The sequence below is a fragment of the Pseudomaricurvus alcaniphilus genome (assembly GCF_011440395.1).
Classification (GTDB): domain Bacteria; phylum Pseudomonadota; class Gammaproteobacteria; order Pseudomonadales; family Cellvibrionaceae; genus Pseudomaricurvus; species Pseudomaricurvus alcaniphilus.
The window spans coordinates 917,935-932,531 of the sequence record NZ_JAAOIX010000001.1 but is presented as its reverse complement, the minus strand read 5'-3'; the positions used below and the strand labels follow the sequence as shown (position 1 = coordinate 932,531).

General features: G+C 60.8%; 14 protein-coding genes. 13 read left to right on the top strand and 1 reads right to left on the bottom strand.

Features of this window, described 5'->3' with window-relative positions; all coding sequences use genetic code 11:
- The first annotated feature begins 14 nt into the window (after positions 1-14).
- From G8764_RS22290 to G8764_RS03955, 13 genes are all read left to right on the top strand, one after another.
- Positions 15-182 carry a hypothetical protein gene (locus G8764_RS22290; protein WP_207951650.1) on the top strand — a complete coding sequence of 56 codons (168 nt, stop codon included), beginning with the start codon at positions 15-17 and terminating at the stop codon, positions 180-182.
- 65 nt (positions 183-247) lie between these two features.
- Entirely contained in the window at positions 248-1,123 is an 876-nt protein-coding gene (locus G8764_RS04010) for a CoA transferase subunit A (protein WP_166162071.1), read from the top strand.
- Positions 1,124-1,159: 36 nt separating this feature from the next.
- Positions 1,160-1,972, top strand: coding sequence for a CoA-transferase subunit beta (locus G8764_RS04005; RefSeq protein ID WP_166162069.1), 813 nt, complete (start codon positions 1,160-1,162; stop codon positions 1,970-1,972).
- A gap of 33 nt (positions 1,973-2,005) precedes the next feature.
- Positions 2,006-2,902, top strand: coding sequence for an enoyl-CoA hydratase (locus G8764_RS04000; RefSeq protein ID WP_166162067.1), 897 nt, complete (start codon positions 2,006-2,008; stop codon positions 2,900-2,902).
- Positions 2,903-2,946: 44 nt separating this feature from the next.
- Positions 2,947-4,113: an acyl-CoA dehydrogenase gene (locus tag G8764_RS03995; protein ID WP_166162066.1), complete on the top strand. Its 1,167-nt coding sequence runs from the start codon at positions 2,947-2,949 to the stop codon at positions 4,111-4,113.
- A 102-nt stretch (positions 4,114-4,215) separates the two neighbouring features.
- Positions 4,216-5,340 carry an acyl-CoA dehydrogenase family protein gene (locus G8764_RS03990; protein ID WP_166162064.1) on the top strand — a complete coding sequence of 375 codons (1,125 nt, stop codon included), beginning with the start codon at positions 4,216-4,218 and terminating at the stop codon, positions 5,338-5,340.
- Positions 5,337-6,494, top strand: coding sequence for an acetyl-CoA C-acetyltransferase (locus G8764_RS03985; protein WP_166162061.1), 1,158 nt, complete (start codon positions 5,337-5,339; stop codon positions 6,492-6,494). The genes G8764_RS03990 and G8764_RS03985 overlap by 4 nt, the downstream gene beginning before the upstream one ends.
- Positions 6,495-6,563: 69 nt before the next feature.
- Entirely contained in the window at positions 6,564-7,448 is an 885-nt protein-coding gene (locus tag G8764_RS03980; RefSeq protein WP_166162059.1) for an SDR family oxidoreductase, read from the top strand.
- A 13-nt stretch (positions 7,449-7,461) separates the two neighbouring features.
- On the top strand, positions 7,462-8,628 hold the full coding sequence (locus G8764_RS03975) for an acyl-CoA dehydrogenase family protein (protein ID WP_166162057.1): 1,167 nt from the start codon (positions 7,462-7,464) through the stop codon (positions 8,626-8,628).
- Positions 8,628-9,818 carry an acyl-CoA dehydrogenase family protein gene (locus tag G8764_RS03970; RefSeq protein WP_166162055.1) on the top strand — a complete coding sequence of 397 codons (1,191 nt, stop codon included), beginning with the start codon at positions 8,628-8,630 and terminating at the stop codon, positions 9,816-9,818. The genes G8764_RS03975 and G8764_RS03970 overlap by 1 nt, the downstream gene beginning before the upstream one ends.
- Before the next feature lie 36 nt (positions 9,819-9,854).
- Entirely contained in the window at positions 9,855-10,646 is a 792-nt protein-coding gene (locus G8764_RS03965) for an SDR family oxidoreductase (RefSeq protein WP_207951649.1), read from the top strand.
- Positions 10,647-10,742: 96 nt separating this feature from the next.
- Positions 10,743-11,945: an acetyl-CoA C-acyltransferase gene (locus tag G8764_RS03960; RefSeq protein WP_166162053.1), complete on the top strand. Its 1,203-nt coding sequence runs from the start codon at positions 10,743-10,745 to the stop codon at positions 11,943-11,945.
- Positions 11,946-12,044: 99 nt separating this feature from the next.
- Positions 12,045-13,049, top strand: coding sequence for an SDR family NAD(P)-dependent oxidoreductase (locus G8764_RS03955; RefSeq protein WP_166162051.1), 1,005 nt, complete (start codon positions 12,045-12,047; stop codon positions 13,047-13,049).
- Between the two features lie 330 nt (positions 13,050-13,379).
- On the opposite strand, the gene G8764_RS03950 is transcribed toward G8764_RS03955, so the two are convergent.
- On the bottom strand, positions 13,380-14,468 hold the full coding sequence (locus G8764_RS03950) for a Rieske 2Fe-2S domain-containing protein (RefSeq protein ID WP_166162049.1): 1,089 nt from the start codon (positions 14,466-14,468) through the stop codon (positions 13,380-13,382).
- Positions 14,469-14,597: the final 129 nt, after the last annotated feature.

Sequence of the window (14,597 nt, the reverse complement as noted above, 5' to 3'; positions counted from 1 at the left end):
TAGCTGTGGAGTGTGTGGGCAATATAGAACAGCTGAAAAAGCCCGTCATAGTCCTAATGGATGATGAACTGGACTCGGGCAACTTTGATAATGAATCTCACACATTGCGGATCTCATTGCAGTTTGGCTGGGGTCTGCTGGTTGGCATCGGCAGTGAAAGAACAGTGATGCAAGAACAGTGACCAAACAATGGCAACCGCACAGATCGAATAGCGGCAGTCGAGCAAAAACGACAAAGGACTTTTGAATGGATAAGGTACTAAGTGCACGCCAGGCCGTGGCACAAATCGAAGATGGTATGACCATCGGTATCGGTGGCTGGGGTCCGCGGCGCAAACCCATGGCATTGATCCGCGAATTGTTGCGCTCCGACGTAAAGGATCTCACGCTGGTCTCTTACGGCGGCGCCGATGTGGGCATGTTGTGCGCAGCGGGCAAGGTTAAAAAAGTCGTGTTCGCGTTTGTGTCACTGGACTTTATCCCGCTCGAGCCCTGGTTTCGCCAGGCGCGCCAGCAGGCCAGCATCGAAGTGATGGAAATCGACGAGGGTATGATGCTGTTGGGCTTGCGCGCTGCGGCCTGGAAGCTGCCTTTTATTCCTACACGCCTTGGTTTGGGTACCGATGTGATTCGCAACAACCCGGACATAGCCCTGGTGGACAGCCCCTACGACGACAAGGAGTGGGTCGCCATGCCGGCGCTCAATCTTGACGTGGCATTACTGCACGTCGATCGTGCCGACAAGCGCGGTGTCTGTCAGGTGAAAGGGCCGGATTTGTACATGGACGATGCGTTTGCGCGGGCCGCGCAGACCACCATTGTGTCCTGCGATGAGCTGGTAGATACCGAATACTTCCACGCCGGCGAAGAAGCTCGCTACGTGCATTGGGAGCGTTCCGAAACCACCTCCGTTGTACCGATCGCCGGCGGTGCCCACCCGTCGTCCTGCAGCCCCCTGTACGGCTTCGACGTGGCCCACTTCAAAGAGTATTGCGCGCTGGCCAAAGAGCAGGATTTTACTGCCTACCTGGACAAATACGTGAGCGGTAAAACCGAGCAGGATTACCAGCAGGCGGTGGGTGGCCTCGATGCCATCAAAGCCTTGCCGCTGCCGGTTTACTAAGCCCGTGTCTATCTTTCAAGTTTCAGGAATCAAGCAATGAGTACTTCTAACCCGGAATACAGTTTGGCGGAACTGATGATAGTGGCCGCCGCCGAAGCCTTTCGCGATAACGGCGAAGTGCTGGCCACTGGCATTGGTTTACTGCCGCGCCTGGCGGCCAGCGTCGCCATGCAATCTTTCACTCCCGATTTGATGATGACCGATTCCCAGGCCTGGATGTTGAGCGAACCCAATGCGGTGAGCGGACGCCAGCCCGGTCAGGCCCAGGCCCAGGAAAGCTGGATGGGATTCGCCCGAATTTTTGACAACGTCTGGGGTGGCAAGCGCCACGCCATGGTGGGACCGACGCAAATCGACCGCTTCGGGCAGGCCAATATCTCCGCCCTCGGCGGTACCCACCAGCAACCCAAGGTGCAAATGCTGGGAGTGCGCGGTTTCCCCGGCAATTCCATCTGCCACGCCAATTCCTTTTTCGTGCCCGAGCATTCGCGCCGCGTATTTGTGCAAGGAGAGTGCGATGTGGTGTGTTCCATCGGTTACAACCCGGAGCGCTTGCCCCGCGGCTACCAGCTGGACGATATCGACATTCGGCTGGTGATTACCGACCTGTGTGTAATGGATTGGCAGGGGCCGCAACATCAATTGCGCCTGCGCAGTTTGCACCCCGGCATTAGCACTGAACAGGTGCAGGAAAATACCGGTTTCGAAATTTGTATCCCCGACCAGGTCGAGAACACTGCGGCGCCGACCGCGGCGCAACTGGACATTATTCGCGCGCTGGACCCCGCCAACCTGCGGGCGCGGCAACTGCGCGACAACCCGGTGGGTGATCGCCGCCAGGTTTGCTAATTACGATCTTGAATCCAAGCACGGGTGAACGTTATGAGCGATAAAAACAGCAGCGCCACAGCAGACGCTAAAAACAGCGCGGAAGAGGAAAAAGACATAGTTCTCTACAGCGTCACCAATGGCGTCGCCACCGTGACGATGAATCGACCCACGTACCACAATGCGCAAAACGGTCGCATGACCTACGAGCTCGACAAGGCGTTCAAGCGGGCGGTGGACGACGACAGTGTCAAAGTGATTGTGCTGAAAGGCAGCGGCAAGCACTTCTCCGCCGGCCACGATATCGGCACCCCGGGGCGGGATATCAACGACAGCCAGGAGCGGGTGTCCATGTGGTACGACCACGCCAACAAGGAGGGCGGTGAGTTCCTCTACGTGCGCGAGCAGGAAGCTTACCTGGGTATGTGCCGGCGCTGGCGCGAGATCCCCAAGCCCACCATCGCCGCGGTGCAGGGCGCCTGTATTGCCGGTGGTTTGATGCTGGCCTGGGTATGCGATTTGATCGTCGCCACCGACGATGCCTTCTTTTCCGATCCGGTAGTGAGAATGGGCATCCCCGGGGTGGAATACTTTGCCCACCCCTACGAACTGAATCCGCGCATCGCCAAGGAGTTTCTGTTTACCGGCGATCGTATGTCCGCCGAGCGCGCCTACCAGATGGGCATGGTCAATCGGGTCTCCAGCCGCGCCACCCTGGACGCGGACGTGCAAGCCTTGGCGGAAAAGATCGGCGAGATGCCGCGCATGGGCTTGCTGCTGACCAAGCAGGCCATCAACAACGTCGAGGACCTGCAGGGCAAGCGCGCCGGCATGGAAGCGGCGTTTGCCTGGCACCACTTTTCCCACGCGCACAACGATTTGATGACCGGCCACAAACTGGGTGGCTATGACGCCAAAGCCATGGCGGCCAAGAACAAGGAGCAGGACTAGTCAGGTCTTGGCACTTTTTTATCACGGCAACAGACAGGTTAATTATGGAACTGGTATATACCCCGCAACAAAACGCCTTCCGGGCAGAAGTGCGCCAGTGGCTGGCTGACAATGTGCCGGACCAACCGCTGCAGTCCTTTGATACCCGCGAGGGATTCGAGCAGCACCGCCAGTGGGAACAAACCCTGGCGCGGGGCAACTGGGGCATGGTGACCTGGCCGGAGGCCTATGGCGGCCGCGGATGTAACCTTATCGAATGGTTGATTTTCGAGGAGGAATACTACCGCGCCCAGGCACCGCTGCGGGTCAACCAGAACGGCATATTCCTGCTCGGGCCGACCCTGATGGAGTACGGCAGCGACGCGCAAAAGGCGCGTTTTATCAGCAAGATGGCCAGTGGTGAAGAGATGTGGGCCCAGGGCTGGTCGGAGCCGGGTGCCGGCTCGGATATGGCCGCCATTCGTTCGAAAGCGATTCGCGAGGGCGACGAGTACGTCATTAACGGCCAGAAGATTTGGTCGACCCGGGCCGTGTTTGCCGACTGGGTGTTTTGTATCTTTCGCACCGATCCCGACTCCAGTCGGCACAAGGGGTTGTCTTTTATTTTTGTGCCACTGGACGCCGAGGGCGTGACCGTGCGGCCGATTGAGCAGCTCAACGGGCTGCCAGGCTTTGCCGAAATCTTTTTCGATAATGTGCGAGTGCCGGTGTTCAATCGCCTCGGCGCCGAGGGTGAGGGCTGGAACATTGCCATGTCCACCGCCGGCTTCGAGCGCGGCCTGATGTTGCGCAGTCCGGCGCGTTTTCAACAGTCGGCCAAACTGCTGCTGCAACTCTATCGACAGAAGCGCAACGACATCCTCGACCTGTCCATCGAAGACTCGGTGGTGCGCTGTTACATGGATGCTGAAGCCTATGCCCTGTCCACCTATCAAACCGCCTCGCGCCTGATGAGCGGCGGCAGCATCGGGCCGGAATCGAGCTGCAACAAAATCTTCTGGTCGGAGCTGGACCTGCAAATTTTCACCACCGCCATGAGCCTGCTGGGCGCGCGGGCAGAACTGCTACCCGAGGCGGAGGATGCCAGTGACGATTTGGGCAATTGGCTGGACGGATTTTTGTTCGCCCAGTCCGGCCCCATTTACGCCGGCACCAACGAAATCCAGCGCAATATCATCGCCGAGCGAATGCTGGGCATGCCGCGCAAGTAGGCCACAGATGTTGGCCATTGAAACGATTAGTTGGACATTAAAAGAACCAGACTGTTGCAGCAGCAGCCTGTTGCAGTAACCAGACAAGGGTAGGAGCAGCGCGTGGAATTTACCTTCAGCGACGATCAAAGAGTTTATCAGCAGAGCCTCGCCGCCATGCTGGCGAAAGAGGTAGCCCCGGAAACCATTCGCGGGCGCTGGTCGACCGCCAGCGGTTTCGACCCCGGCAGCTGGCAGCAGCTGGTGGATATGGGGCTGACCGCCATGCTCATTCCCGAGGACCTGGGTGGTCTCGGGCTCAACGAAGTGGACTTTGTGCTCCTGGCGGAGGAGTGCGGCAAGGTGGCGCTGCCGGAGCCGCTGGTGGATTCAGCCCTGGTGGCCAGCCAGCTGCTGGTGGACCTGGTGCGCTGCAACAGTGATTTTGCCAGTCGTGGCACCGAGTTGCTGCAGCAAGTAGCGGCAGGGACGGTGCAGGTGGCTGCCGGTCATATGATCAACCCCTACCTGAATTTTGCCGCCGAGGCCGATTGGCTATTGCTGGGTCACGGCGAAGAAGTGCACCTGGTGGCCCGTGACCAGTTGCAGTTGCAAGCACAGAAAAGCCTGGATCCGAGTCGCCGCTTGTACCGTGTGGCCTGGACCCCCAGTGCTGCCAGCCGCCTGGTGGATGGCCAGCAGGGGGCGCAGCTGTGGCGTATTGCCCTTAACCGCGGTGCCCTTGGCTGCGCCGCCCAATTGCTGGGCCTGGCCCAGGCCATGCTGCAGCAGGCAGTCAAATACAGCAGTGACCGGGAACAGTTTGGCCGAGCCATCGGCAGCAACCAGGCGGTCAAACACCTGTTGGCCGACTGCGCGGTGCGCATCGAGTTTGCCAAGGCCGTGGTGTACCGCGCCGCCTACACCACCTCGGTCGGACCCGCGCGCGCGGATTGTGCCGTGTCCCACGCCAAGGTGGCGGCGGCCGACGCAGCTCTGCTCTGCGCCCGCAATTGCACCCAGGTGCACGGCGCCATGGGCTACACCTGGGAGTGCGACCTGCACATCTGGGCCAAGCGCAGCTGGGCCCTGGACAAGGCCTGGGGCGACAACGGCTTTCACAAGAACCGAATTCACGAATGGCTGCTCAATCCGCGCGCCCTGCTGGGCGCCGAATACACCTTTGGCGCCAGCAATCGCGCCTTTGATATCAGCACCGAACCCCTTACCGCGGAGACATCCTCATGACCCAGCACTCCCAGGCCTATATCGTCGACGCCTTGCGCACACCCACGGGGCGCCGCAAGGGCGGCCTGGCCCACGTCCATGCCGCCGATCTCGGTGCCCACGTGCTCAAGGAACTGGTGCAGCGCCACGACATACCCGAGCGGGACTACGAGGACGTGATCTTTGGCTGCGTCGATACCATTGGCCCGCTGGCGGGTGACATCGCCCGTACCTGCTGGCTCGCGGCCGGGCTGTCTGACGAGGTGCCTGGCACCACCATCGATCGCCAGTGTGGCTCATCCCAGCAGGCCGTGCATTTCGCCGCCCAGGCGGTGATGTCGGGCTGTATGGACGTGGTGGTGGCCGGCGGTGTGCAGACCATGACCCAGATTCCCATTTCTTCGGCCATGACCGCGGCGGAGCCACTGGGTTTTAGCGACCCGTTTACCGGCTCTCGCGGCTGGGTCGAGCGCTACGGTGACCTGCCGCCGACCCAGTTCAATGCCGCGCAGATGATCGCCGACAAATGGCAGTTATCCCGTGAGGCGCTGGAGCGCTACGCTTTGGAATCACACCGCCGCGCCCTGCAGGCCATCGACGAGGGTCGTTTCGAGCGAGAAATTGTACCCCTGGAAGGTGTCAGCCGGGATGAAACACCGCGCCAGACCACGCTGCAGCAAATGGCCGAACTGGATACCCTGTTTGCCTGCGACAAGGTCACCGCCGCAGTTTCCAGCCAGACCTGCGATGCCGCCTCGGCCATGCTGATTGTCTCGGAAGCAGCCCTCAAGCGCTACAACCTGACACCGCGCGCACGTATCCATCACCTGAGTGTGCGCGCCGAGGACCCGGTGTGGATGCTGACCGCGCCCATCTCCGCGACCCGCTACGCGCTGCAAAAGGCCGGCATGAGTCTCAAGGATATCGACCTGGTGGAAATCAACGAAGCCTTTGCCTCGGTGGCCATGGCCTGGCTGCAGGAAACCGGCTACCCCCACGAACGCACCAACGTCAACGGCGGCGCCATTGCCCTGGGCCACCCGCTGGGGGCTACCGGCACTAAATTAATGACCACGCTGCTGCATGAACTGGAGCGCAGTGGCGGCCGCTATGGCCTGCAGACCATGTGTGAAGGTGGTGGCCAGGCCAATGTAACCATTATCGAGCGGCTCTAAATCGAATTGAAGAGCTTGGCTGAAGAGCTTGACTGAAGAGTTTGACTGAACAGGATCGAGGACAGAAACATGGGAATTTGTGACGGCAGGGTTGTGGTGGTTACCGGCGCCGGTGGCGGCCTGGGCGCAGCCCACGCCAAAGTACTGGCCGCCGAGGGTGCCAGTGTCATCGTCAACGACATCAACCGGGAAGCGGCCCAGCGGGTGGTGGACGCGATTGTGGCCGGCGGTGGCAAGGCCGTGGTGAATACGTCCGATATCACCAACTACGGCGACAGCGAGAACGTGGTCAAGCAGGCTATTGCAACCTTTGCTGGCCTCCACGCTGTGGTCAACAACGCCGGTATCAACCGCGATCGCATGTTTGCCTCCATGACCGAGGCTGACTGGGATGCGATCATGGCCGTGCACCTCAAGGGGCACTTCTGTATCAGTTCCCACGCGGTGCACTACTGGCGCGATGAGGCCAAGGCGGGCAGGGCGGTGGATGCACGCATTATCAACACCACCTCCGGTGCCGGCCTGCAGGGCTCCATCGGCCAGTCGAATTACGCCGCCGCCAAGGCGGGCATTGCCGCTCTCACCCTCAACCAGGCGGCCGAACTGGGGCGCTACGGCATTACCGCCAACGCTATTGCCCCGGCTGCCCGCACCGGCATGACCACCGCGGTGGAATCCATGGCGACGCGCATGGCCAAGCCGGACGACGGCAGCTTCGACTACTGGGCGCCGGAGAATGTGTCCTCGCTGGTGGCTTGGCTGGCAGCCAGTGCCTCCGCCGCGGTGACCGGGCGCGTATTTGAGGCCGAGGGCGGCAAGATCTCCATCGCTGACGGTTGGCGCTCCACTGCAGGCGTGGATAAGGGCGACCGCTGGCAGCCAGCGGAAGTGGGCGCAGCGGTCAAGCAACTGCTGGAACAGGAAGTACCGGCACAAAAAGTGTACGGCACCTAAAACGGTAACTCCCATGGATTTTAAATTTTCTGACGAACAGATCATGATCCGCGACACCGCCGAGGCATTCCTGGCGGAGGTGTCCACCAGCGCCGCAGTGCGCGCAGCCATGGTCACCGAGCGCGGTTATGACCCGGATTTGTGGGCCCGTATCTGCACCGAGATGTACTGGCCGGCCATTCATATTCCCGAACAATATGGCGGTCTGGGGCTGGGCTATGTCGAGCTGGTGGCCACCCTCGAGCAAATGGGCCGGCGGTTGCTGTGCGCGCCATTTTTTGCATCGGTCTGTTTGGCCGGTAATGCCCTGCTGGTGGCCGGCAATGACGCCCAGAAGGGCGCCTGGTTGCCGCGCCTGGTGGCGGGCAGTAGCGCCACCCTGGCCTTCGCCGGGCCGCAGGGCGGCAGCGATGCCGCGGCGGTGAGTGTGACCTGTGAACAGGTGGGCGGCCGCTACCGCCTCAACGGCGTCAGCCGCTACGTGCTCGACGGTCACACCGCCGAGTGGCTGGTGGTGGCGGCGCGGGCGCCGGGCAGCGCCGGCAACAGCGGCGTCAGCCTGCTGGTGCTGGAGGCGAATACCGAGGGGGTCAGCCGCCAGTGGCTGCCGACCATGGACCAGACCCGCAAGCAGGCGCAAATCAGTTTTGACGATGTGTGGCTGGACGCCGACGCCCTGTTGGGTGTTGAGGGTGAGTCGGCCAGCGCGCTGGAAACCGTGTTGGACCTGGCCCGGGTGGCGCTAGCCGCCGACCAGGTGGGCGGCGCCCAGCAAAGCCTCGATATGACCGTGGACTACCTGCAGGAGCGGGTGCAGTTTGGGCGCAGCATCGCCTCCTACCAGGCGGTGAAGCACAAGTGCGCCGACATGATGGTCAAGGTGGAGGCCGGTCGCTCGGCACTCTATTACGCCGCCTGTATCGCCGATGAGGCGCTGGCCGGCAGCGCCCAGTCGTCGCAGTTAGCGGAGGCGGCAAGCATTGCCAAGGGTTATTGCAGCGACGCCTATTTCTTCAACGCCGGCTGCGGTATCCAGTTGTTTGGCGGCGTCGGTTTTACCGCCGAGTACGATATCCAGCTCTATTTCAAGCGCGCCAAGTCCACCGAGACCTTTCTCGGCAACGGCGATTATCACCGCCAGCGCCTGGCCCGTCAGTTGCTGGATGAGGAGACAATCTGATGAAACTCAGTTTCAGCAAGCAAGATGAACAGTTTCGCGCCGAGGTGGCGGCCTGGTTGCAAGCGAACCTCTGCGGCGAATACGAAACCATCCGCTGGCGCGGCGGCCCGGGCGACGAACATATGTACGTGGAGGAGCGCAAGGCCTGGGAGCGCAAGTTGCACGAGGGCGGCTGGACCTGCATCGGCTGGCCTGAAGCCCACGGCGGGCGCGGCGCCAGTATCGAGCAGCAGGTGATTTTCAACGAGGAGTACGCCCGCGCCGGCGGCCCCGGTCGCATCGGTCACATTGGCGAAACCCTGGCTGGCCCCACCATTATTGCCTTCGGTTCGGACCAGCAGCAGCAGCGCTTCCTGCCCGGTATTCTGCGCGGCGAAGAATTCTGGTGCCAGGGCTATTCCGAGCCCAGCGCCGGTTCCGACCTGGCCAACGTCAAAACCCGGGCCAGTTTCGACAGCGACACGCAGCAGTGGAAAATCAGTGGCCAGAAAGTGTGGACCTCACTGGCCCACGAGTCGCAGTACTGTTTCGTAATTGCCCGCACCGACCCGGACTCCGTCGGCCACAAGGGGCTGGGATTTTTCCTGCTGGCCATGGACCAAGCCGGAGTCGACGTGCGTCCCATCGAACAGTTGACCGGCACCAGCGAATTCAACGAAGTATTTTTTGACGAGGCCCGCTGTGGTGCCAACGACATTGTCGGTCTGCCCGGCGACGGCTGGAAGGTGGCCATGGGCTTGCTGGGTTTCGAGCGTGGCGTTTCCACCCTCGGCCAGCAGATGCTGTTCCAGAATGAACTGAATGAAATTGTGGCGCTGGCCAAGCGCAACGGCGCCGCCCGCGATCCGGCGCTGCGGGCGCGCATCGCCGACGCCCATATGGGGTTGCGTATTATGCGTTACAACAGTATGCGCATGCTCTCCGGTGGCGTCGACGATGGTGCGCTGCAGAAGTCGGCCATGATCTACAAATTGTATTGGGCCAGCTGGCATCGCAACCTCGGCAAGTTGGCCATGGATGTGCTGGGAGATGAAAGCGAAATCCTGGAGGCAGCGCCTTACCAGTTGGGCCGTTTGCAGTCCATGTACCTGTTTACCCGCTCGGACACCATCTACGGCGGCACCAACCAGATTCAACGCAATATCATCGCCGAGCGCGCGCTGGGCATGCCCCGCGAGCCGCGCGGTTAAATTTTAAAAGTTGCCAAATAACCCAAGGAGACTGTTATGGCCCTGAAAGAGCCACCACCCTATGTTGCCGGCCACAATCTGTTGCTGGGTAAATCGGTACTGATCACGGCGGCTGCCGGTGCCGGCATCGGTTATGCGGCGGCCCAGCGAGCGGCGGAAGAGGGCGCGCGCGCGGTCACCATCAGCGATATTCACGAGGGCAGGTTAAACAGCGCAGTAGCAAAGCTGCGCGCCGATACCGGTCTGCAGGAGGTGTACGGCAAGCTCGCCAATGTCACCGTCGAGGCGGACGTACGGGCCCTGATCGACGACGCTGAAGCGCGCATGAACGGGGTCGATATCCTGATCAACAACGCGGGCTTGGGAGGCAGTAAATTGCTGGTGGAAATGGGCGACGAGGAGTGGTCGCGGGTGCTGGACATCACCCTCACCGGCACCATGCGTATGAGCCGCTATATGCTGCAAAAAATGCAACCGCGCGGTGCCGGAGTGATCGTCAACAACGCCTCGGTGCTGGGTTGGCGAGCGCAGAAAGAGCAGTGTCATTACGCCGCAGCGAAAGCCGGGGTGATGGCCCTGACCCGCTGTTCGGCACTGGAAGCCGCCGACTACGGTGTGCGAATCAACGCCGTGTCGCCGTCCATTGCCTTCCACGAGTTCCTGAAGAAAACCACCCCGCTGGAATTGCTGGAAGAGTTGGCCGCGAAAGAAGCCTTTGGGCGGGCCGCCGAGGTCTGGGAAGTGGCCAACGTCATGATGTTCCTGGCCTCGGATTACTCAGGTTATATGACCGGTGAGATAGTGCCAGTGTCCAGCCAGCGGGCGTAACTACTGTTCGCTAGTCACCGCCGAGAGCTCTCGAGGCTGTTGCTGGCATTAAGGGCATTACAAATATCATCAGCGAATCAATACAGGATTATTGTTATGAGAGAAGCCGTAATTGTCAGCACCGCCCGCACGCCGATCGGCAAAGCCTATCGCGGAGCGTTTAACGATACCGAGGCACCGGTCCTCGGTGGTCATGTGGTGCAGCACGCGGTCGAGCGCGCCGCGATCGATCCGGGCCAGATCGACGATGTGATTCTCGGCCTGGCCGCGCCCCAGGGTACCCAGGGCTACAATATCGGCCGTCTCAGTGCCATGGCCGCCGGGCTGCCCGAGAGCGTGTCCGGTATGCAGGTCGATCGCATGTGTTCGTCCGGGTTGATGACCATTGGCCTGGCGGCCAAGGCCATTATGGCCAACGAACAGGATATCGTCGTCGCCGGTGGCCTGGAGTCTATTTCGCTGGTGCAGAACAAGCACAAGAACAGTTACCGGGCGGTATCCAAGGCGGTGCTGGAAAAGTCACCGCATATGTATTTGCAGATGATCGAAACCGCGGAGATCGTGGCCGATCGCTATAAAATTTCCCGCCAGGCCCAGGATGAATTTTCCCTGCAGAGCCAGCAGCGTACCGCGGCGGCCCAGGCGGCGGGCAAGTTCGACGCTGAAATCGTGCCCCTGACCACCACCAAGACGGTGTTCAACAAGGAGACCAAAGCAACCAGCTTTGAAGAGGTGACCCTGACCCGCGACGAGGGCAATCGCCCCGGCACCACCCTGGAGAGCCTGGTGCAGCTGGAGCCGGTGTGGAAAGACGGCAAGCTGGTACCCGAGGGACGTTTTATTACCGCGGGTAATGCATCGCAGTTGTCGGACGGTGCCTCCGCCTGTGTGCTGATGGATGCCAGACTGGCTGAACAGCAGGGGCTGGCACCACTGGGTGCTTATCGCGGCATCGCGGTGGCGGGTTGCGGTCCCGAGGAAATGGGTATCGGTCCGGTGTTTGCGGTGCCGAAATTGTTGCAGCGCCACGGCCTTAAAGTGGATGACATCGGCCTGTGGGAACTCAACGAAGCCTTTGCCTGCCAGGCGATCTACTGCCGCGACCAGCTGGGCATCGACAACGACAAGCTCAACGTCAACGGTGGTGCCATCGCCATTGGCCACCCGTTTGGCATGAGCGGCGCGCGCATGGTCGGCCACGCCCTGATCGAGGGCAAGCGGCGCGGGGTCAAGTACGTGGTAGTGACCATGTGTGTGGGCGGCGGCATGGGCGCCGCCGGCCTGTTCGAAGTGTTCTAAACGCTGACCATGGGTCGGGCACAGCTTGCCGCTGAAGCCGGCAATTTGGCAACGCGGCAACTTGGCAGCATGATAACTTGGCAACGTAGGTAATTGACTATGCGAATCATGATTACCGGGGCAACGGGTTTTGTGGGTTATCACTGCGCCAGGAACTTGCTGGCTGCCGGCCATGAGGTGGTGCTGCTGGTGCGCGACCCCGCCAAGGTCGAAAAGCTCTACCCGCAACATCCGCCGCAATATGTGCGCGGTGATATCACTGATGCGGCCAGCGTGCGCCAGGCACTGCGTGGCTGTAACGGCGCGATTCACTGCGCCGCCATGGTCTCCACCGATGCCAAGGATGCCGGGCGCGTCTATGACACCAACGTCAATGGCACTCGCACAGTGCTTACAGAGGCGGTGAAGGTCGGCCTGCAATCCATTATTCATGTGTCCAGCGTCACCGCGCTGTTTGATCAGAAGGCGAAAGTACTCTCCGGTCAATCGCCGCCGGGTACTGCCCGCAGCGCCTACGGCCGCTCCAAAGTGGAGTGTGAAATATTTGCCCGGCAATTGCAGGCCGAGGGGGCACCACTGCACATCACCTACCCATCCTCCGTCATCGGTCCCGACGACCCTGGCTTGACCGAGCCCCATATTGGTTTGCGTACCTACCTGTCGGCGTTTATCCCCTTGATGCCGGGCGGCAACCAGTTTGTCGACGTGCGCGATGTGGCGGAAGTGCACCGGCGTTTACTGAATGCCGAGCTACCCGCCGGGCGCTTTACCCTGGGGGGCCATTTTGTCAGCTGGCGCCAACTGGCGCGTGAGCTGGAACAAGTCACTGGCCGCCGCTTGTACAAGTTACCGGCCACCGGGTTTGGAATGCGTTCACTGGGCCGCGGCGTCGACTGGATGAAACGCATCCACCATTTCGATGTGCCCATGGGCTATGAGGCCATGGTCTACGCTACCCGTTGGGTACCTATGAGCAATGTAGAGGTGGAAACGGCGCTGGACTTCAGGTTTCGTCCGCTAGCGGAGTCGTTTAGAGATACCATTGGCTGGCTGCTGGCAAAGGATTACATCACTGCCAAACAGGCGGGAAGTGTGGGGAAATAGTGTCCGGCCAGTAGAATTTATTTTCTATTTTTCCTGAGCATCCTCGAAGTAAAGCATCATGCAGCCGGCACTATGGCAAAGCATCATGCAGCCGGCACTATGGTAGGTCTGGCTCCGGGGGCTTGCTTTCAAGACCCTCGACAGCAGGGATGCTGTCGTGGAGCCTCGAGCCCGCCCCGCGAGCGGAGCGAGTGCTTTGGGTGCATGGATGGGTGCACGGCGAGTCTTGAAAGCAAGGCCCCGGAGCCAGGCCGGGAAAAGAACTAATGACCCAAGGGCTACAAGGTGTATGCCAACTATCGCCCACAACAACATCAATCACGCGCACAATTAATCGAATAATCCTACTTCAAGTTGCCGGGCTTTGTCGTCTGGCGCTGGCAGGTGCTGGTGGTGATAGTTGCCGTTCAGCTGCTGCTGGATATCGCCGATTTTGCTCTTCTCGGTGTAGAACTGGCTGAACCATTTGCGGCCTTTGAGGAAGGGGCCGTCCGACGCCATTTGCATAACTCGCAGGGCGGGGCGCTTGTGTTTCCAGATCTCGAAGTCGGCGGAAAATGCCTGCAGGGCACCGGCCTGGATTTCGCGGGCATTGGCGATGTCGGCATCGGTAATGGTCTCACCCGCCGCCGGACTGATGCAGCCGTGCCAGACTTTGGAAACGCCGTCGTCCACCGGAGTGTTGGCAATCAATTCGTAGGTGAGCACGTCACCGAATTGCTGTTTTGATAACAGCAGGCCGGGGCCGGTATACCAGGTGGTAGTGGTCAACATGCAGTCGTAGGCCTGGTGGTAACCGCCCTGGCGCTGGATGTAGATATGATCGCGAAACTCGTTCTCAAACCACTCACAAGGTGCGCCGTGGGTTGGGCCCAGGTGGGCTGCATCGGCCATGTTGTCGATGATTTCCTGGCCGTGAATATTCAGTTCACCGAGGTGGTCCAGTTGCCAGCGCACCCAGCGCGGGTTGTCCCACTCCTGCAGAAACGGCGGCTCGAACAGCGGCTCGCCTCCCTCCGGGTCAAACCACATCATGATGCAACCCATCACCTCGCGCACCGGATAGGAAGTGAGGCCGGCGACCTTGGGGCAGGGGCCCGGCAGGTTCGGAATGTCGTCTACTGCACCGGCGGCGTTGAAGCGCCAGCCGTGGTAGGGGCAGCGAATGGAATCGCCTTCAATCTGTTGATTGTTCTGCACGATCATGGCGCTGCTGCTGGCGGTCAGGTGAGTGCCCATGTGGGTACAGTAGGCATCCAGCATGATGACCTTGCCGCTGGCGCCGCGATAGAGGGCAAAGTCCTGGCCGAAATAACGCACGGCCATTGGGCCACGATCCAGCTCCGACGCCTCGGCGACGATAAACCAGCCGCGGGGAAAGGTGGCGGGCCCCAATCGGTATTCTTTTGATGTTGCCATTGATGTCTCCCTGCAGGGTAGCCGGCATATTGCGCCGCGTAGTTGAATGTACCTTTGCAGAAAGCGTAACCCTCTGGCGCAGCTAAAGCCAGTGCGCTCATCGCCATGGCGTAGTCCGGATGTGGTATG